This is a genomic window from Fredinandcohnia quinoae (genome assembly GCF_022427965.1).
In the GTDB taxonomy this organism is placed as follows: domain Bacteria; phylum Bacillota; class Bacilli; order Bacillales; family Bacillaceae_L; genus Ferdinandcohnia; species Ferdinandcohnia quinoae.
Genome location: NZ_JAKTTI010000055.1, coordinates 1 through 18947, shown reverse-complemented (window position 1 = coordinate 18947; position 18947 = coordinate 1). Strand labels below are relative to the sequence as shown.

At 34.8% G+C, this 18947-nt stretch carries 20 protein-coding genes and 1 tRNA gene; 11 read left to right on the top strand and 10 right to left on the bottom strand.

The annotated features are described in order from the left end of the window. The first annotated feature begins 680 nt into the window (after nucleotides 1-680). The 4 genes from MJG50_RS20915 to MJG50_RS20900 all read left to right on the top strand — a co-directional run bounded on the left by MJG50_RS20915 (nucleotide 681) and on the right by MJG50_RS20900 (nucleotide 3263). Nucleotides 681-875, top strand: coding sequence for a hypothetical protein (locus MJG50_RS20915; RefSeq protein ID WP_240257720.1), 195 nt, complete (start codon nucleotides 681-683; stop codon nucleotides 873-875). Between the two features lie 164 nt (nucleotides 876-1039). After that, nucleotides 1040-1582 (top strand): RNA polymerase sigma factor, encoded by a 543-nt coding sequence (locus tag MJG50_RS20910; protein ID WP_240257719.1) that lies wholly within the window; start codon nucleotides 1040-1042, stop codon nucleotides 1580-1582. Further along, nucleotides 1563-2195: a hypothetical protein gene (locus MJG50_RS20905; protein ID WP_240257718.1), complete on the top strand. Its 633-nt coding sequence runs from the start codon at nucleotides 1563-1565 to the stop codon at nucleotides 2193-2195. The genes MJG50_RS20910 and MJG50_RS20905 overlap by 20 nt, the downstream gene beginning before the upstream one ends. Before the next feature lie 108 nt (nucleotides 2196-2303). Next, complete coding sequence (locus MJG50_RS20900) at nucleotides 2304-3263, top strand: processed acidic surface protein (RefSeq protein ID WP_240257717.1); 960 nt, start codon at nucleotides 2304-2306, stop codon at nucleotides 3261-3263. Nucleotides 3264-3273: 10 nt separating this feature from the next. On the opposite strand, the gene MJG50_RS20895 is transcribed toward MJG50_RS20900, so the two are convergent. From MJG50_RS20895 to plsY, 5 genes are all read right to left on the bottom strand, one after another. Then, nucleotides 3274-3807: a GNAT family N-acetyltransferase gene (locus tag MJG50_RS20895; protein ID WP_431307312.1), complete on the bottom strand. Its 534-nt coding sequence runs from the start codon at nucleotides 3805-3807 to the stop codon at nucleotides 3274-3276. Nucleotides 3808-3896: 89 nt separating this feature from the next. Beyond that, complete coding sequence (locus MJG50_RS20890) at nucleotides 3897-4808, bottom strand: DMT family transporter (RefSeq protein WP_240257716.1); 912 nt, start codon at nucleotides 4806-4808, stop codon at nucleotides 3897-3899. Nucleotides 4809-5043: 235 nt separating this feature from the next. Continuing rightward, on the bottom strand, nucleotides 5044-7254 hold the full coding sequence (locus MJG50_RS20885) for a beta-propeller domain-containing protein (protein ID WP_240257715.1): 2211 nt from the start codon (nucleotides 7252-7254) through the stop codon (nucleotides 5044-5046). 70 nt (nucleotides 7255-7324) lie between these two features. Next, nucleotides 7325-8923 carry an aminotransferase class V-fold PLP-dependent enzyme gene (locus MJG50_RS20880; protein WP_240257714.1) on the bottom strand — a complete coding sequence of 533 codons (1599 nt, stop codon included), beginning with the start codon at nucleotides 8921-8923 and terminating at the stop codon, nucleotides 7325-7327. Between the two features lie 5 nt (nucleotides 8924-8928). Beyond that, nucleotides 8929-9495, bottom strand: a complete 567-nt coding sequence (gene plsY, locus MJG50_RS20875; protein WP_240257713.1) for a glycerol-3-phosphate 1-O-acyltransferase PlsY — start codon at nucleotides 9493-9495, stop codon at nucleotides 8929-8931. A 222-nt stretch (nucleotides 9496-9717) separates the two neighbouring features. Between plsY and MJG50_RS20870 the strand changes: the two genes are divergently transcribed. The 4 genes from MJG50_RS20870 to MJG50_RS20855 all read left to right on the top strand — a co-directional run bounded on the left by MJG50_RS20870 (nucleotide 9718) and on the right by MJG50_RS20855 (nucleotide 11912). After that, complete coding sequence (locus MJG50_RS20870; protein ID WP_240257712.1) at nucleotides 9718-10086, top strand: DUF4180 domain-containing protein; 369 nt, start codon at nucleotides 9718-9720, stop codon at nucleotides 10084-10086. Nucleotides 10087-10201: 115 nt separating this feature from the next. Further along, nucleotides 10202-10274, top strand: a tRNA-Ala gene (locus tag MJG50_RS20865). 208 nt (nucleotides 10275-10482) lie between these two features. Further along, complete coding sequence (locus MJG50_RS20860) at nucleotides 10483-11118, top strand: Crp/Fnr family transcriptional regulator (RefSeq protein ID WP_240257711.1); 636 nt, start codon at nucleotides 10483-10485, stop codon at nucleotides 11116-11118. Between the two features lie 53 nt (nucleotides 11119-11171). Then, complete coding sequence (locus tag MJG50_RS20855) at nucleotides 11172-11912, top strand: SDR family oxidoreductase (RefSeq protein WP_240257710.1); 741 nt, start codon at nucleotides 11172-11174, stop codon at nucleotides 11910-11912. A 58-nt stretch (nucleotides 11913-11970) separates the two neighbouring features. On the opposite strand, the gene MJG50_RS20850 is transcribed toward MJG50_RS20855, so the two are convergent. Both MJG50_RS20850 and MJG50_RS20845 read right to left on the bottom strand, forming a co-directional pair. After that, nucleotides 11971-12915 (bottom strand): alpha/beta hydrolase, encoded by a 945-nt coding sequence (locus MJG50_RS20850; RefSeq protein WP_240257709.1) that lies wholly within the window; start codon nucleotides 12913-12915, stop codon nucleotides 11971-11973. Continuing rightward, a complete protein-coding gene (locus MJG50_RS20845; RefSeq protein ID WP_240257708.1) occupies nucleotides 12908-13453 on the bottom strand; it encodes a helix-turn-helix domain-containing protein in 546 nt (181 codons plus the stop codon). Before MJG50_RS20845 ends, MJG50_RS20850 begins: the two co-directional genes overlap by 8 nt. Before the next feature lie 269 nt (nucleotides 13454-13722). Here MJG50_RS20845 and MJG50_RS20840 point away from each other — a divergent pair, with 269 nt between their 5' ends. Further along, nucleotides 13723-14436, top strand: a complete 714-nt coding sequence (locus MJG50_RS20840; protein ID WP_240257707.1) for a MerR family transcriptional regulator — start codon at nucleotides 13723-13725, stop codon at nucleotides 14434-14436. 6 nt (nucleotides 14437-14442) lie between these two features. On the opposite strand, the gene MJG50_RS20835 is transcribed toward MJG50_RS20840, so the two are convergent. The 3 genes from MJG50_RS20835 to MJG50_RS20825 all read right to left on the bottom strand — a co-directional run bounded on the left by MJG50_RS20835 (nucleotide 14443) and on the right by MJG50_RS20825 (nucleotide 15812). After that, on the bottom strand, nucleotides 14443-15150 hold the full coding sequence (locus MJG50_RS20835; RefSeq protein ID WP_240257706.1) for a CPBP family intramembrane glutamic endopeptidase: 708 nt from the start codon (nucleotides 15148-15150) through the stop codon (nucleotides 14443-14445). Nucleotides 15151-15243: 93 nt separating this feature from the next. Further along, on the bottom strand, nucleotides 15244-15453 hold the full coding sequence (locus MJG50_RS20830) for a hypothetical protein (protein ID WP_240257705.1): 210 nt from the start codon (nucleotides 15451-15453) through the stop codon (nucleotides 15244-15246). A 113-nt stretch (nucleotides 15454-15566) separates the two neighbouring features. After that, entirely contained in the window at nucleotides 15567-15812 is a 246-nt protein-coding gene (locus tag MJG50_RS20825; RefSeq protein WP_240257704.1) for a hypothetical protein, read from the bottom strand. 258 nt (nucleotides 15813-16070) lie between these two features. On the opposite strand from MJG50_RS20825, the gene MJG50_RS20820 reads away from it, so the two are divergent. Together MJG50_RS20820 and MJG50_RS20815 are read left to right on the top strand one after the other, a co-directional pair. Beyond that, nucleotides 16071-17117 (top strand): sugar ABC transporter substrate-binding protein, encoded by a 1047-nt coding sequence (locus tag MJG50_RS20820; RefSeq protein WP_240257703.1) that lies wholly within the window; start codon nucleotides 16071-16073, stop codon nucleotides 17115-17117. 25 nt (nucleotides 17118-17142) lie between these two features. Next, nucleotides 17143-18846 carry a methyl-accepting chemotaxis protein gene (locus tag MJG50_RS20815; RefSeq protein ID WP_240257702.1) on the top strand — a complete coding sequence of 568 codons (1704 nt, stop codon included), beginning with the start codon at nucleotides 17143-17145 and terminating at the stop codon, nucleotides 18844-18846. Nucleotides 18847-18947 lie beyond the last annotated feature (101 nt).

Sequence of the window (18947 nt, the reverse complement as noted above, 5' to 3'; positions counted from 1 at the left end):
TTCATCCTGAGCCAGGATCAAACTCTCCAAAAAGAGTATTGATTGCTCAATAAAAAGTTATCTTAATTAAACGTTGACGCTTGTATTGTGTTCAGTTTTCAAAGAACTTTTTAACTCATCACCTCAAGAGGCGACTTTATTAATATAACATTTTCATTAGTAAGTGTCAAATACTTTTTTAAAATATTTTCGAAGTTATTTGCACTCGATATATTTGCCACCAATTTGGCGACAAAAAATAATATACCATGCCTATCTTACATTTTCAATCCCTTTTTTAAATTTTTTTCACATTCTTTTTGAACTTTACTTTCAATCACTACTAATATCTATATACAGAATTGAATTCAATTTTTATTATGCAAGAATAACATTAGCTCCTTTTATATTATTTATTCATTTTAATTCTGCATCTTTCCTTCTACTATTTTATTCATATTTGCTAGACTTTCTCATATATTTTATCAAATGCGCCTTGGCGTATTTGCGCCCAGATTTTTTCGAGCTTGCTCGAAAAGCTTCCTTTAAAAATCTGAGGCATCCGCCGGAGGCTTTAACTTTATTCAGTCGGTGTTTGAACTCCAACTCAATTGAAACCCGTTTGCATTCATCTCACCACTTATAGATGTGGGAGACTTCTGCTGAATAAAGTTAAAAGAATATATAAAGGAGGAAGTATCTTGTTTTTGGAATTCTTAAAAGCCGTAGCTATGTTTATATCACTTTCAATGTGTATCTTCCTTTTTGCATATGTATATATAGAGGGACTCAGAATAAGTATTTCCGAGAAAAGGGAAAAAGTTGAAGCTGGAACATTCTTAACATCTCTTCTTATGGCGTTTGTGTTCGGTTATTTTGCAAGTTCATTCTACTAATATCCCTACATTTTATATCTTTATACTAGATCTTTACACTTATGCAGCCACCTAATTACAATATTAGTTGGCTGTATTTATTTTTTTTATTTTTTAATTGTGGTGAAAGATTACTCATTCTTATTCGTCTATATAGATAGAGGTATTTTGAAGGGGGTGTATTCGTGGATTACTCTAACAAAATAGAGGAATGGTTTTATTCATATAGTGATGATATCTATAATTTCCTTGTTTATTATACGGGATCATTTGATGTAGACGATTATGTTCAAGAAGTATTTTTAAAAGCATACAAATCTTTGCACTTATATGAAAAGCGAGCCAACCCAAAAACATGGCTACTTACAATTGCTAGAAACGTTGTTATTGACAACGTTCGTAAAAATAAGTTGTTTCGTTTTCTTCCAATTGATTATTTAACATCAAGATTTGCACCTAAGGATGATAAATCACCCGAGAAAGTTTTAATGCTGGATGAAACTTTATCCGAAATTCATCAGGCAATCCTTACATTAAAGCAATCGTATAAGGATGTTTTAGTATATCGACTTATTTTGGAACTATCAATTGAGGAAACCGCTACAATTTTAGATTGGACACATGCAAAGGTTTCATTAACATATCATCGTTCCATCAAGATTTTGCAAAAGAAACTTTCAAATACTCATAAGGGAGGGAGACAAAATTATGAAGAAACAACCCCCTAAAGATATTTTCGATATAAAATTCCCTAAACAAAAGCTAAATATCGCTAAAAAAGAAAAGATAATATCCAATATACAGAGCGCACAACCTATTAATCAGTCTTCAATAGACTTACATCAAAGTGTTATATTGCCCTGGTTAAGCAAATTTGCATTATTGATCATAGTAATAGGACTTGGTGTATTCACATATGGGCAAATTTTTAGTAAAGAGCACCAAAATGCTGGAAATATTGACTTTTATTCGATTCAGCTTCCCGAAGCTATTCTAATAAAAGAAGATAACCATGGATCACATTTATTTTATAAAGATGAGCAAATTGTTGGTGGTTTGCAAGAAATTACAAATGATGAAAAACAAAAGATATTATTTCAATCTGGTGTATTTGAAAATGACATTCTGAAGGATTTTGAGGAACCGACACAAAGAATCATCATACATGTCAAGCAAATGGGCATTATTCAAACCATCCATTATTTTATTCAACCTGCCGGTGAAAAGATTATATATGATTTGTATTTTCATGCAAATACACCAGGCTATTTTGGTGCAGAAGATTTTATTCAGGAAAAAGACAGGATACATGAAATCGCAAAAACCTTTCAATTAAAATAACTATTCACATTATCATTTCTCCAATCAGAGATTAAGAAATGTCATGCATTTTTTGGTAAAAGTTGAAAATACTAGACACATGACTATATTTTCTTTGGAGGAAGAGGTATGAAAAGATTCTTGATGAGTTTTGGGATTCTAACATTTTATTTATTCTTTTTTTCAAATGGAGTTTCGGCTGAAGTTTCACAACAGGAATTAGATAACTATTTTACTAAAACAGGATTAACGGAAGATGCACTAAAAAATTATTTGTCCGTTTATGATCTCACATTAAAAGATTTTGACAGTGTTACTGAATTGACATCGTATCTAGGTTCTCCTGTTACGAAACAAAATTTGAACACTTTATTAACGAAGCATAATATGAACGAGTCTGACTTGCAAAATATTCTTGGGGGATTCGGTGAAACCGTAAGTGATTATTTATTTATTAAGGATCTTGAAACGACAGTTGATTTCTACTTCAATCACGCTGAAGTTTTAGTCGAGGCTGAACAGATGCTGTCCGAAATTGGACTTACCGAAGATGAGATTGATGGCTTATTCCTTCACTTTTTAAGTCTGAAGGAAATAAGCCTAGACGAAAAAATGCGTGACATTAGTACTAATTTAGAACAGTATTTTACGTACAATACTGAAGCAACTCTTACTTCCAAACAAAAAAAGGAGTTACTTGCTCTGTACGATGATATGATTTCAATATTTGAGCTTGCTCCCAAGTATTATCTAGTAAATGGCCAATCAAAGGAAGCGATTGCTTATAATGAACTACTCAATAGTACCTCACTAGGTGGTGCGGACTTACTAGTAGAGATTTTTAATCAGGATCAAGAGTTTCTTTTAGATATTAAGGTCACCGAAGACATGCTTGCTTCGGATTTCATACTTGAGCGTGGGGAGAAGTTACTTACGGTTGCAACTCTTGCAAATGAAATGAGTGTAGGTGTTCATGGGGAAAAACTCCCTACGACTGCTCTACCATACGGGTCGTATCTCCTTTTATCTGCCATTCTCATATTGATAGGGATTTGTTTACTTTTCTATCGCATAATTCAAAAAAGGTGAGCATAACTGCTTACCTTTTTATTTTTCCTAGTAATGCTTCTATCTCTATCCAGCCATAAGCAATTTCTTCAAACATTTCCCCACCGATTTCAATCTCTTTCTTACCAACTTCTTCAGCTTGGAGAGATTCATAAAATTTTCGGGATGGATTATCCGCGAGAACCCAAACAAGTACAGATTGAAAACCCTTTTCAACCAAATCATTCGCTACCATCTGAACGAGCTGTTTGCCAATCTGTTGACCTTGGTATTCTTTTAATAAATAAATGGCGTATAGTTCACCATCATAGCCATATTTTTTTGTGCGTTCTGGTCCACCACTTGCAAACCCAATGATATCGCCATACGTATTTTCAGCTACAAAAATCGAAGACCGTTCAGATCCTTGATCAATGCCCCGCTCCCACATCTTTTCACGATTATCATAGCTCAAGTCTTGTAAATATGTTTCAGGGACAATTCCTGTGTATGTCGTTTTCCAACTATCTACATGAACCCTTGCAAGCCCTTTCGCATCACCGTTTTTTGCTCTCCTTGTCATCATCTTTACTCCCCCCTCATATCATTGTGTAAGTTATTCGAGAAATATTTGCAAAATCCTTTTAAAAAAAGCCACGCATTTGCGTTGGCTCACTAACTAACATTTTGTTCCGATAGTTGAACATTTTTACTTCGTCTTCTTTCTCCAACAGAATATAACCCTATTCCAATTATAATAATGACCCCGCCAAGAATTTGAGTCCAAATGACTTTTTCAGATAATATAAAGTAAGCAAGAATGGCTGCACCGACCGGTTCAAATAAAATAGCCACAGAAATAACAGATGTACTGACCCATTCTAATGACCAATTGAAGAGATTATGACCAAGTAAGTTAGGGACAATTGCAAGTAGTAAAAAATACATCCAATCACTTGATGCATATGAAAACAGAGGATAATTAAGGGCGAGTACATATATGAATAATGTAATCGCACTGATCCCATAGACAACAAATGTATAAGTTACAAGGCTTACTCTTTTTCTTACCGTTTGGCCAAATAATAAATATGCAGTCACCATCATACAAGAGATAATTGCTAAAAAGTCACCATATAAAGCCGACCCACTTACCCTAAAATCACCCCAACTGATGATCACACTACCACCTAGCGCTAACAAAGTACTTAAAACAGCTCCCATTGCAATTTTTTCTTTGAAAAAGAAATAAGCACCGATAAATGCAAATATAGGCTGCATTGTGACAAGGACCGTTGAGCTGGTGACAGATGTGTAGTTAAGTGATTCGAACCAGAGGATAAAATGAAAGGCTAAAAACACTCCTGCAATAATGGAATACATCCAGTCTTTTTTTGAAATTATTAAAAGTTCGTTTCTATGTTTCAATAAAAAGATTGGTGCCATTAATGCTACTGAGAAAAGCATTCGATAAAATGCAATAACGGCTGCTGGTCCATTTGCTAACTTAACAAAGATTGCAGACGTTGAAACAGCAATAACTCCGATTGCCAACATCATATAAGGATTTATTTTCGGTTGATTCATGTATGTCCCTTCAATCTGTATAAACTAAAATGTCTAATGCCTAGTATAACGGAATTTTCTATTATAGGGAAAAGAAATTCTGTCCAACAAATATTCATGATTTTTCGTTCACAACCCTAAATATAAAATACCTTCCGATTTACTCTCACTTCGCTAGTTATTCATTCGAATAAAATGCTCGTTCAAGTAAATTCGGAAGGCCTATTTTATAACAATATAATCAGATTTTATTCATTTATTTAAGTTCTACTGCACCAAGTTTTTGATAGCTGCCAATTTCATAAGCAGATACTTTTGTTGGTGAGACTGCATAAAGAGTGTTATCAATATTGAGTAGGCGCTGGATTTCGCTTTGCCATTCCTCATATTCTCCTGAATGATGAGAGATTTTTGTTTTTAAGTCTATGCTATCCAAATTAATGTCATATACATATGCACCTTGGAATTCAAAATGCTGCTCGAATTCCTCTCCTTCCACATTTTGATAAATGGAGATTGGAAAGGCGAATATGTTCTTATCTTTATTAAAAAGCAAGGCTTTATGATCATAGTTCAATGGTGAATACGTACCTCTTCCACCGATTACTTCTGAAAACTTTTCTTTTGGATTATTTACATCACTTATATCAAATAATGAGATTTTAACGCCATCTGTAAGCACCCTAGGTTCTTCACCTTGAAGTTTACTAGGAATGACTTTCGTGTCATGCCCAAACCCAATTAAATGATTTTCATCATATGGATGGAGATAGTTACTGAAACCAGGGATTTTTAGTTCTCCTAAAATAGTTGGTTTCGTTGGATTACTTGCATCAATTACAAATAAAGGGTCTACCTGTTTAAAGGTAACAAGATAGATTCGATCCTGCATAAAGCGGGCTGAATAAATCCGCTCTCCTCTAGCTAAGTTATCAAGTGTGCCAACCTGTTTCATATTTTCATCAAAAATATAAAGATTATTGGCAGATGGACGTTCGTCATTCCATGTGTCACCCTTCGTCGTTGCAACTCGAAAATGACCCTTATATTCATCCATTGAGAATTGATTCAATATCGTTCCGGGTACTTCTGCAGAACTGTGAAACTCGACTTTATCACCATTTACTGTAAATTTGTAAACACTTGTGTCCGGTGATAAAAAATCACCCTTTGCCAATGGAACAGCATGATAATTGGTCACCGCTAAATAGATATTGTCCTGTGACATGTATAGCTGATCCCCACTTCCAAGATAACTAGTAATTTTCATTTCCTTTTTAGAATCATCTAAATTAAGCGCTCCAATTAATGTGTAGTTTGTTTCCTTTGAATCCGGGATGTATTGGATTTTATCATAATCAACAAATTTTTCTTCTGATTGACTAGCCGTATCTGAAAATCTTGGCCGCAAATCAATTGCCTCATCTGGATTCTCTTCCATTATCCAATAATTTGGGTAGTGTGTTGCTACAAGATATATATAATTATCAATTCTGCGCGCGGTCAGGTTGTATCCCTCTAACTCAACATGGCGTATTTCATTTGGCGAATTTGGATTTTTTATATCATAAACAAATGCCTTAGTCGATTCAAAATAGGATGGATGAATCATCATCTTTTTACTGCTTTTATCCGCTTTCCCATTCGATTTCATTTCCTTAAAAGAATGACCAATCACAACAAGTTGATCCTTATATAAAAATAGTTGAGATGGTGAGAAGTTCTGTTCAAATGTCATAGCTTTAACAAACTTCATAGCTTTTGCTGGCTTGGCTTTAGTAATATTAACTTTCCCATCTACGATTTGATAGATATAGTCTCCATCCGTTTTAACAAGATCAGCTTCATCCACACCTAGAACTTGGTTATTTGTTTCTGAAAAATCCTGTCCACCAGCGGATTTTGCCTCGCCACTTGCGGCAGAGTCATTTGCAGATTCTGCTGTGTCTTTACTTGATTCAGTCATAAAACTAAAAAAACCTCGATCTCGCTCTCGATCCCTTTTCTGTTCTTTTATTACACTTAGGAAAATTTGATTTAGCTTTTCTTTCGTGCCTACTACCGGTAGATCTTCCCTGACAACAAAGCTAATTTCCTTCCCTGTCTGTATTGTCCGACCAATTTGGGATTTAATTTTCTTATCAATATGAAGTGTATAATATTGCGATTTTATGTTATATCCATTATCAGGTGGAAGAACTGTAATTGTTTTTCGATCGCTGCTTAATGATAAGGTGACATCCTGCTTTTCTCCATTTTCATTTGTGACAAAGATTAAGTTTTCATTTACACTTTTTTTATCAATTTTCTTTGAAAACTCAATAACCCATGCTTTATTTGTTAATACAGTTTGTTTTTCTGAGATATCCCATTCACTCACTATTTTCGGTTTTGATCCGATAAAAAAAGCAACTGCCGTAATCATTAAAAATAACGCGCCAACGTAAATGACCCACTTTTTATTCATCTCTTTCACCCCTTTTTCTTTTTAGACGTAATTGGAAGAATTTCGTTACAAAAAAAAGAGAAAGACCTTCTTAAAGTGAAGGTTCTTCCTCTTTGATTTCATATTGTTGTAATAATAATTTAAATGTGATCAGCATTTTATCAACATTTTTTCGCTCGTTTTTACTAATGCAAGCGATTTGAAGCCAGCCCTTTTCTTGAAGATAGCCACTTTCATAATGGAGTAGAAAGCCTTGCAACACCATATCATCTCCAACCTCTTTGGAAGAGATATGTGGTGGAAGTAATACAGTCATGATCGCTGGTGAGGAAGTTTCAGGGTTTGTTAAAATCGAAAAGCCCATCTCCTCTATCCTCGAGCGAATATATCCATATCTCTCGGCAATTTCCTGATAATACTCATTTGAATCATACTTTTGTAATGCTTCATATAAGGCATCAATCATATTAGATGAATGGGAGTATGGAATACTATCATTCTTCGCATACATTCCTAAATCTAAAAATCGTGGTAATGTCGACTTTGGTTCAACTGGTTGCTGATGAAAAACAAAGGAAAGACCTGTATAAGCTCCAATTGCTTTCCCACTCACTCCGGATGCTAAAAAGACATCATGAAGATCTAGTTCAACCGCCCCAAGTGTACTTATACAATCCAAGCAAAGCCTAATTCCATTATTTTTACATACCATTTTTAAGTCAGATATATTTGATAGCATGCCAGTTGAGGTTTCACTATGAACTGCCCATAACCATGAGTAGCCACCTTTTTTTAGTTCAAGTTCTACCTCATTAATTGGGATTGCCTTTCCCCACTCTTTTTCAATCTTTGCGAATTCCAATCCAGCACGGGTTGCATGATCAACAAGCCTATACCCGAATTCCCCATTCGCTAAAATAAGACCTTTTCCACCGAACATCGATAACTGTGCAGCCACAACATCATTTGCTAATGTACCTGTTCCGACTAAAATTTGCACAAAATGGGAATTTGTCATTTTACATAGCCTACGACGAACCTCTTTCATTTTGTAACCAAATTCATTTGAGCGATGGGATATTGGATTTTTTTCAAATGCCTTTTTAACCTCATCTTGAATGACCACCGGACCAGGTAAAAAGCTAATCGGATCCCTTAGTACACGTCCCGCTAATGATTCATCGAATGTTTGTTTCGTCAAATACATTGGTTGAAATGCGGCCTCTTCAGTTCCTAATAATGGAGCAAATGGCTTAAATCCCATTTGATTATATAATTTTTCTTCACGCGTTGTTCCCGAAATTAACGCCATGTCATAGCCCTCTTTTAAGCAATAACTACAAATAAGCTGGGCTAGTCCTAAAAATACCCGTCCATTTCGGTATTCTTTCTCGACAGCAAGTAATCGAACTTCACAAGGCTTAGAAGATTTCAATGGTAACAACTCATCAAGATTTGGTAGTTTTCGATCCAATGAAAAAGGACGATTTCCTCGAACAGCAATCATTCCAATTAGTTTTTCATCCTTCAAGCAAATTAAATAAGTATTTTCATCGTGGAACTGATCAATTAATTTCCGCTCCGGATTAGCAGCATGCTGTGGGATTTCTTCTACAAATGTTTTATAGTTCAGTTCATGGATTTTTTCTAATTCTTCTTTAGTTCTCGCAATTTTATAGACTAATGTCATTGGAGTCAACTCCGTTTACTTAATTTTTCTTTAAGATTATCTCGATGGGCAAATATGAGTAAGGCTACGACAATTAAAATTAATAGACATTGAGGGTAAGAGTAATCAAAAAGCCAATAAATAAATGGGACTGTGAAAAATCCTATCATACCTGCAAATGTGATGCTTCTTAAGATTAAAAATAAGATAAGTACAATACCAACAAAAATTAAAAATGGTTGATAGGATAGTGCCAGTAACCCTCCAACTGCCGTTGCAATTCCTTTTCCACCCTTGAATCGTAATGTGATAGGCCAAATATGTCCGATCACAACCGCTATTAATGATAGAATCTGAATCTCGAATGTGAAACCAAAATACTTGGCACCAAGGACCACAAATAATCCCTTTAGTCCATCCCCAATTGCCGTGATAAAAAAACCCTTTTTCCCTAGTAATCTTCCAGCATTTCGAGCCCCAACATTACCGCTGCCCATAGTTCGAATATCTTTTCCCTTCATAACCCTCGTTACAACATATCCCGTCATGATGGTTCCAACTACATATGATACTAGTAAATATAGATAGATCACCTATTCACCAACTTTTCGGAAGTATTATACTATTTTACCATTTTTTAATTTCTACTAAAAGACAACTTGTACGAAATTAATACTAACTTAACAAAAGGTGAAACAATTTCATAGTAAAATTTATTAAAATATATGTTTCAGAACGAGACATATGCTACTTGGGTACGATTGTCTAGCTCATATTTAAGTGTTATTCTTTTTTTATAATTAAGGAGGGCGAATATGAATATCGATAAAGTAGAAGCTAATGGTCAGACTATTGCTGTTGTGAGTAACAAAGAAATACTTATACAGGATGTACAGTCGGCATTAGATTTTATAGCAACAGTACAATATGAAGCAGATAGTAATCGGATCGTTATCAATAAATCATTAATAAGTGAAGACTTTTTCGATTTAAAAACGCGTCTTGCAGGTGAAATCCTTCAGAAATTTATTACATATCAAGTGAAGATTGCAATTATTGGTGATTTCTCTATGTATTCCAGTCGAAGCCTTCAGGATTTCATCTATGAATGTAATAACGGAAAAGATATTTTTTTCTTGCCTACTGAGGAATTAGCGATTGAAAAGTTAAGCAAAGCAAGATAGTGTGTTCCGTTTTTTTAGTGAGACAAACTAACACTCTTACTTCTTTAAGGGTGTTTTTTATCGGTTATGAGGGGATTGTTTAAGTCTTCATTGCATGGTATAATTTTTTCATTAAGGGGCATTAGCTCAGCTGGGAGAGTGCTTGGCTGGCAGCCAAGAGGTCAGGGGTTCGAGCCCCCTATGCTCCATACAAAATAGCAATGGGTGCGCTAGGGATACTGGTCGCACCTTTTTTTTGCCTGGGAAGGGTAACGGAATTGAAAAACTTTATTTTTCATAAGTGTCATGAGGGGCAAGTTATACCAAATAAAAATAGTCGTAAACCGGAGCGCTATTTCTATACATCATGATATTATATGGTTATGGTTCATTGAATGTTAAAGGAGGGCTTGGATAATGAGTAACAATCCTTTATACAATAAAGAAAATAGTAAAATGACTCTAGATAGTAATGCCTTGAACATGTTATATACACATTTAAATCAAGTGGTGCCCATACCGTCGGAGGAATGGGACTTTTTTTTAACACTTATATCGTATCGGTCTATTCAAAAAAACAGTCATTTCGTCCAGACAGACGATGACATCAATGAAATTGGTTTCTGTGTAAAAGGGCTATTTCGGCTTTACTATGTGACTCCCGATGGGAATGAGTTTAATAAAAATTTTTGCAAGGCTGGTGATTTCGTCACTTGTTATAGCGCCTTACTTCAAAATGCCCCATCCTACTTCTCCATTCAGGCTTTATCAGAAAGTCACCTCATTATATTCAAATATCAAGATTTTCAAGCTTTGCGTAATCGTCATATGTGTTGGGAAAGATTAGGGAGTTTCATAGCTGAAATGCTTTATCTTAACAAAGAAATTAGAGAGAGAGAACTACTTCTGTTTTCAGCCGAGAAGAGATATCGGCTGTTCTTGGAGCGCTTTAGTTCCATATCAGAACAGATTCCAATCTATCATGCTGCATCCTACCTTGGTATAACACCCGTTGCATTAAGTCGTATCCGGCGAAAGATTAACCTATGTTAAGGAAACCCCCTTTCTTTTGTTTTACACTTAGACAAAGAAAGGGGGTTTTTATATTGAGGACATCGGGACATACAGTTTTAATTACAGGTGGGGCTTCAGGAATTGGACTCGCTTTGACACAACAATTCCTGAATAATGAGAATCAGGTAATTGTAGTAGGTCGTAATGAATGTAAGTTATCTGAGGTTAGCCAAAGACATCCAAATGTTAAAGTATTTGCTTGTGATATTAGTAAGGATGATGAAGTAGATGTTCTTGTAAGCGAATTAACAGAAAAGCATCCTAACTTAAATGTCATTGTTAATAACGCGGGGATTCAACATAACTATTCCTTTTTAGATAATGTTTCAGAGAATACAGTTGGTAAAGTGAAAAATGAAATTGATATTAATCTTGTTGCACCGATTCTCTTAACCACAAAATTACTGCCTTTGCTTTATAAACATGATCAGGCTGCCATCGTTAATGTGTCATCTGGTTTAGGATTGATACCAAAGAAATCCGCTCCAGTATATTGTGCAACTAAGGCTGGGCTGCATCTATTTTCCAAATCACTTCGTTATCAATTGGAGCAATCTCCAATAAAGGTGTTTGAGATCATTCCTGCTCTCGTGGATACCGAGATGACGAAAGGAAGGGGCCGGGGCAAAATATCGCCTGAAGCGCTCGCTGAAGAATTCTGGAAGGCTTTTCGACGTGATCAGGAGGAGGTAGCGATCGGCAAGGTTAAACTATTGAAGTGGATTTGCCGGCTTGCTCCTTCATATGCTGAGGCGATGTTAAAAAATAGTTAGCAGGATAGTAGAGGTTTTAATTAGCCAGGTAATCAAATTGAACCCTGGCTAACTTTATTTATGCAGTATAATATTTTTGTAACCATTTTTCCATTATATCTAATAATTCTTGATCAATTGGCTGATTTAGCTGTTTTCTATATTCCTTCAATAGTCCTAGCATTGTGTGTTGACCTTCATACTTTCGGAAAATATGATTCATATTGGGAATGATATGCCATTCAGCTTCGCCTTGAACCATTTCAGCGGTTAACTTAACATGTTCAGGGTCTACTTGAATGTCCTTCTCCCCTGTAATCGCTAAAACTGGACACATTACTTCTTCTAAATATTCACAGACATTATAATAATACAGCTCTCTCAACCATTTTGCATTTCGTTTAATACCTTGAATCCTAATCACATCTTGATCAGAATTTAAAATCTTCGTAAGGGCTTTATCATTTTGTTTTTTTGCCCTTTCTGCTAATTTAAATGTTCTGAAAAGCCATCCTTGCATACCCTTTTTTTGATTCATTTCAGAGAATGCACGTTCACCTTGCCTAGGTAACATATCTTTATTTGGTTCAGCGCCACCAGCGAGTAAAACAAGGCCAGAAACAGGAATTTTTTTATAAACTGCTGGAGCAATAAGTGCCCCCTCACTATGACCTACGATTATAATTCTATTATTATCTACTCTCTGATGAGTTTGCAAAAATTTTATACAATCTACAGCATCGTCAATTAAATCATCAACGCCTGTTTCGAGAAATTTCCCTTTACTTTGAGAGATTCCCCTTTTATCATAGCGCAGGGTTACAAACCCCTTTAATGTTAAAAAATCTGCCAGATCCTTATAGAGATTCATATTCATATTCTTCACATTACCATCTCGATCCGCATTACCCGAACCAGAAATGAATAAGATTGCTGGAAATGTAGAGTTGGATTCATTAGGGGTTGTTAATGTCCCACTTAATGGATAATTTGCTTCAATAATGACTTCGCTACTCTTATTCATGTTCAACATCCCCTTCCTTTTTAGGCATCATTATATTTGTAATAATTCTTTTAGTTCGTTTTGATGCAGGGGTATGTTGCATATATTTTTCATAGACCTTTCCAATGTCCTTTGCAAAATCAAGGAACTCCTGATCCGTAAGATGTAATGCTACTTGCCTATATCCAACCCCATCCCTAAGAAAGTCAATATCATCATCACTAAGATATGTTTCAAAATCTCGGGATAACTGTGCAGTAAAAAATAAAAAATACTGTAAATGTTCTTCTTTCGTAAATTCCTTTACATCGTCATTTGAGAGGTTCGCTGCTGGTTTATTTAATGAATAAACTTTTTCTACGGTACCACGAATTTGATTTTCCTCAGTTATGATTAAAACCTCTGCCTTAACAAGCGCATCCAATTGCCTATATAAAGAAGCTTGAGGTATATCTTTTAGTTCTTTTGCCAACATTTTTGCTGTCTTACTCTGGCCGTCAAGGAATACTTGGATGATTTTAAAACGCACTGGATGAAATATTGTTTCTACTTTATTCATACATACCCGGCTCCTTTGTTATCACTTTATGTAATATTATCATTTTTGATAATAAAATTCAAATAGTATTTCCTATAAAGATTCTTTTCATCATTAGTTGATAATGATTTAATAGAGTCTGTGAAATGATTATTTTTAATAGTAAGACTTAGTAGAAGAAGGAAATCAATTTATATTTATAGAATAGTAATTACTAGTCAAATTAAAGTAGGTCTTCTTAATATGAAACATTATAAGAATACAGTAAGAAATAGGAAAAGGAGATAAACATGTACGTTTCAACTGGGGAATTATCCAAAAAACTTAAAGTATCTGTTCGTACGATTAGATATTACGATCAGATTGGACTAGTCCAACCCTCGATGTTAGGAGAAGGTGGGAAAAGATTTTATTCGATTGAAGACAGTTTGAAGCTTGAAAAGATTATCCTCTTAAAATCACTATCTCTTACTTTAGAAGAAATAAAAAAGATTATAGAAGAACAGTCAACGGAAATGATTTTACTCGCACATAAAGCACATCTAGTAGAACAATCAGAGACAATTAACCAGTCCATTGCCCATACTAATTCTTTATTAAATATTTTAAAGCTCGAAGGAACCATCAACTGGGGAGACTTACTAACTTTAATTGTACCTGAAGATAAACCACGAAATTGGGGTATGTTTTTTACAGAGCACGAAAAAGAAATTTTACAGGAGAGTCTACCAAAAATAGAGGAGGATACGCTCGCGACAAGAAAATGGATGAATCTTATCAAGCGAATCGAACTCTGTATTCAGGAAGAAATCTCTCCAAAATCAGCTCAGGCAAAATTAATTATGGATGACATGGATATTCTGTCAGAAGAAACATTTGGTGGCAACGAAGAACTGATCTCCAAATTCTGGGATGTGCGTCGTTCACAAGATTCTTCTCATTCTCTAAATCTATACCCTATCAAACATGAAATCATTGAATTTATAGAGCAAGCACTTGAATAATTATGTTCATGAACCCAATGCTGTAAGAATAATAGCAATTCCATTAAACGTTCCATGAATGATGACGCCTGGCCAAATAGATCCGGTCTTTTCATATGTCCAAGCAAAGACAAGTCCTGTTATTAAATTCACTGGTAAAGTATTAAAGGTTGGGATATGTACTAACATAAAAATAAATGAACTTATAAATAATCCACCGGTCATTCCATATTTATTTCGAAAGAATCTATAAAGGAATCCTCGGTAAAAAAGTTCTTCATATAATGGTGAAATAACTGCTGCTGAAATAAAGCCAGTAAAAAAAGTAAAGATGTTCAATTGTGATCGAAGGCTTTCAGTTTTGCTATTTTCAGTACTGACATTGATAAATAAGTCCATTAATATGACGATCAATATACTGGCGATGATGACCCCTAATGTCCAACCTACGATTGGGAGCCAATAATTTGTTTTGAAGCGCCTAATTCCAACATCTGACCAATTGATGTTTAGAGGTTTTATAGCAATTAAATAGAGACTAACGGTAAATATAATTGCCATGATGAGACCAGAAAGAGTACCTGCGTATAAATCATTACGGAAACTTTCAGTTAAATATTGCTTCAATAGATATTCAATAAAAAATGGTACAAGCACAAAAATCATAAATAGTAATGGTAGTACATGATTCCAAGTCCATGGTGTCTTTTGAAAGTATAATTTTTGATTAAACATAAAATAACCTCCTTACTAACATTGTAGGAGGTTACGTAACGTCACCTGCAAGAACATTTTTTAAACAATAAAAAAATTTATTTAATGTAATGTTTAGCGTGACTGTTTTGGTGGTTGACATACATCACATTTACGTTGGTTATTATTTTTAAATTTAGTAAATGTTTTTTCAAAATTACTACCACATTCACATTTAAATAATAACTTTTGAGAAAAACCATGATATTCCGTCGTTAGTAGCTTACTTGAGGAATTTTTCTCAACAAATTCTTTAATTTTATCGATTGTCCATCTTTTATTCATTCTCTTACTCCTCTATATTTCATTGTTAGGCGGAGGCTACTCTTGGCATCCATTCAATTACAAGCAAAGTCGTAATTATCCTAAGCTTCTCATTATAACATAGGCTGTTGCAACTAAAAAAACAAACTAATAATAGCGATACCATTGAAGATAAGCCCTACACCTGCCCACATACTTCCATTTTGTTGGTACTTTTTAGTTTCTCTTAAGCTAACCATACTAAGAAATAGACCCGCTATACTAATAAGTGCAACCTCCCCCACTAGAAAAATCCCTAAAATGGATAGGACGCCAATCATAACAGAAGCAATTGCTTTACCATTTGTAACCTTTCGTTCCGCAACAACTTGAGTATTCAATTAAATCATCCTCGTATATGTATTGAAAACAAATGTCATTTCTTTTATAAAAGATTGTTACATACTTTCAATGGTATTATACAAATCAATTTCAATAACTGTCAAAGATGTATCCGATATTCTCCTTTATATTTGATATCATTCCATCCATATTTAATCAACTTCCCAAATATATCCAACTTCTTATAATCTATTAATTAACTTCTTATTAAACCGATATTAATTAAGTTACATTAAAGTGATAAAGGAGAATCAAGAATGTTCAATAATCGTATACTTCCAGTACTCTTTTTCATTGCAATCATATTACTAATTTCTGGTTGTAATTCAAAGGATATTACTAAAAAAAATGAACGACCAACAATCGGTCTTTTATATCACGATCAAATTGACGAAAGATGGCAACGCGACCGTGACCTGTTCGAGAAACATGCTGACGAATTAGGTGCAGATGTTCTTACTCTTTCAGCTGGTGGAGATGAAAATAAGCAAATCAGTCAAGCTGAAGAATTACTCAAACAAGATATTGATGTTCTCGTAATCGTGGCCCAAAATGCTGAAAACCTTCAATCAGTCATTGATAAGGCTCATAAACAAGGTGTAAAAGTTATCTCATATGCACGATTAATAAAAAATGCGGATGTAGATTTCTACGTTTCGATTGATAATGTCAAAGCTGGAGAAATGCAGGCACAGGAAATCCTCTCAAGAGCACCAAAAGGAAATTATGTTTACATCGGTGGTGGAGATACAGATAATAATGCAGTTCTACTCCGAGACGGATCTATGCACGTATTAAAGCAGGAGAAACAAATTCACATTGTTGCTGATGAGTACTCAAAGGATTGGAATCCGAAAGAAGCATTAAAACATATGAACAAAGCACTAGCAGATACAAACGGAATTATTCAAGGTATCGTTGCAGCGAACGATGGTACTGCAGGTGCGGCAATCGAAGCATTAAAAAAGTACGGCCTTGCAGGAAAGGTTCCAATATCTGGTCAGGATGCTGAATTAGAGGCATTACAACGAATTGTTGAAGGAACACAAGCAATGACGATTTATTTGCCAATAGAAAATATGGTCAATACAACCGTTGAAGCTGCAATACAATATGCTAACCATAAAAAACCAGTAGCCAATCAAACAGTGTCTAATGGCCAAAAGGATGTCCCATCCAATTTACTAACACCAGTTACAGTCACCAAGGAGAATATAGTTTCAACGATTGTTGAGCCTGGCTATGCATTAATGGAGGATATTTATAAAAATATTCCGAAAGACCAGTGGCCTCACACCAAGTAAATACAACTAGAGAGGAGAAACCACATTGAAATTATCGATTCGTACAAAGTTGGTTTGTGGTTTTTTAATTATTACATGCCTACTCATGGCCGCAAATATCACGAGTTTATTTCAGATGAATTCATTAGGCAATACCATTTCAAAAGTAACAAATAACAATATGCAACGCGTAATTATTAACAATAATATGGGACAGTCTGTTAAAAACATCGAAAGCAACTTACTTCAAATGATGAGTAGTACTAAATATAGTGAACTACAAACATTAAAAGAAAATATTAGTAATGAAGAAAAGGTAATCGAGGACCTTAACTCACAATATAAAAAGCTTCCAAATAATTCAGCAGATAAGAAGTTGTATTTTCGATTCTGGAATGATTGGCTTACATTAAAAGATCAGCTTCCATCCCTAATTGAACAATTGGAATCTACCAATAAATCAAATCTACCAGTTAAATCAATAAATTATATGAAATACCTAAGTAGAAAAACGAGTGAATCCGTAACGAAGCTAGTTGGAGTTAATGGTGATGAAGCAAACAGTGAAGCGAAGCTTGCTGAGACAAGAGTAAGTTCAAGTAAAATGATTACGATTATTTTAAGTGCCAGTGGACTGATTCTAGCATTAGTTATCTCGATCTGGATTTCTAGACTGATAGGTGGATCAATCCGTAAAATCACGAACTACGTAGTTCAGGTTGCAAAAGGGGATTTAACAGTAGCTGCCCCACAAATAAAAACCGGTGATGAAGCAGAGGACTTAGCTAAAAATACAGAAAATCTTAGAACGAGTTTAAAGGAAAAACTTTCAAATGTCATCTCAGCTTCTCATCATTTAGCGGCTACTTCAGAACAACTAAATGCATCTGCAGAGCAAAACTCAAAAGCAACTGAGACAATTACATTATCTGTCGTAGATATTGCTCAAAGCGCCGATGAACAGCATCAAACAGTTATGCAGTCAGTTGAATCATCTGAAAAGTTAACGCAAAGCATCAATGATTTAAATGATTCGTTACATGATGTCTCAAGCATTTCGTCACAAGCAATAGAAACAACGGAAAAAGGGGAAATCGTTGTTACCGAATCAATCGAACAAATGAACGTTATTGAAGAGAAGGTAAATAACTCATCTAAATTTGTATTTTCCTTAGGGGAAAAGTCAGATCAAATAGGAAGTATCGTCTCCATTATTTCTAGTATATCTGACCAAACAAATCTGTTAGCAATTAATGCTGCAATTGAAGCTGCAAGATCAGGAGAAGCAGGAAAGGGATTTGCAGTTGTTGCTGATGAGGTTCGAAGACTAGCAGAACAATCCAGTTCAGCAGCCGGACAAATCTCTGATTTAATTCAAGAAATCCAAAAGGTAATCTCACAAGCCATCACATTTATGACAGAAGGAAATAATGCAGTACAAAAAGGATCGCAAATTATTAACGATGCCGGTACTGCCTTCAAAGAGATTCGACTTTCAATTGACAATATGTACACCAGCTCTCAAAAAGCAGTAAGTGAGGCCTCCGTTATTCAAGCAGAAACGGTTCACGCTGTACAGAACTTATCACATGTAAGTAAACTTGCTCAAAATTCATCCAAACATACTCATGAAGTAGCTGCTTCAGCAGAGGAACAAAATGCAAGTATGGAGGAAATTGCTTCAGCGACATTAATGCTTTCAAATTTAGCCGATGAACTGCAGAATGCATTATCGATATTTAAAATATAATGTTAATACCTATCGTTATTAAAAAAACACATCCTCATGGATGTGTTTCAGACTGTAGACAAACTCGAAGATTTTCGAGTTTGCCTACAGTTTTTTTTCAT

Coding starts and splice junctions, on each gene's coding strand:
- MJG50_RS20860 (WP_240257711.1), top strand. CDS start 10,483: ATGAGTAACAATCCTTTATACAATAAAGAAAATAGTAAAATGACTCTA.
- MJG50_RS20885 (WP_240257715.1), bottom strand. CDS start 7,254: ATGAATAAAAAGTGGGTCATTTACGTTGGCGCGTTATTTTTAATGATT.
- MJG50_RS20895 (WP_431307312.1), bottom strand. CDS start 3,807: ATGATGACAAGGAGAGCAAAAAACGGTGATGCGAAAGGGCTTGCAAGG.
- MJG50_RS20870 (WP_240257712.1), top strand. CDS start 9,718: ATGAATATCGATAAAGTAGAAGCTAATGGTCAGACTATTGCTGTTGTG.
- MJG50_RS20820 (WP_240257703.1), top strand. CDS start 16,071: ATGTTCAATAATCGTATACTTCCAGTACTCTTTTTCATTGCAATCATA.
- MJG50_RS20880 (WP_240257714.1), bottom strand. CDS start 8,923: ATGACATTAGTCTATAAAATTGCGAGAACTAAAGAAGAATTAGAAAAA.
- MJG50_RS20900 (WP_240257717.1), top strand. CDS start 2,304: ATGAAAAGATTCTTGATGAGTTTTGGGATTCTAACATTTTATTTATTC.
- MJG50_RS20830 (WP_240257705.1), bottom strand. CDS start 15,453: ATGAATAAAAGATGGACAATCGATAAAATTAAAGAATTTGTTGAGAAA.
- MJG50_RS20840 (WP_240257707.1), top strand. CDS start 13,723: ATGTACGTTTCAACTGGGGAATTATCCAAAAAACTTAAAGTATCTGTT.
- MJG50_RS20905 (WP_240257718.1), top strand. CDS start 1,563: ATGAAGAAACAACCCCCTAAAGATATTTTCGATATAAAATTCCCTAAA.
- MJG50_RS20835 (WP_240257706.1), bottom strand. CDS start 15,150: ATGTTTAATCAAAAATTATACTTTCAAAAGACACCATGGACTTGGAAT.
- MJG50_RS20845 (WP_240257708.1), bottom strand. CDS start 13,453: ATGAATAAAGTAGAAACAATATTTCATCCAGTGCGTTTTAAAATCATC.
- MJG50_RS20890 (WP_240257716.1), bottom strand. CDS start 4,808: ATGAATCAACCGAAAATAAATCCTTATATGATGTTGGCAATCGGAGTT.
- MJG50_RS20850 (WP_240257709.1), bottom strand. CDS start 12,915: ATGAATAAGAGTAGCGAAGTCATTATTGAAGCAAATTATCCATTAAGT.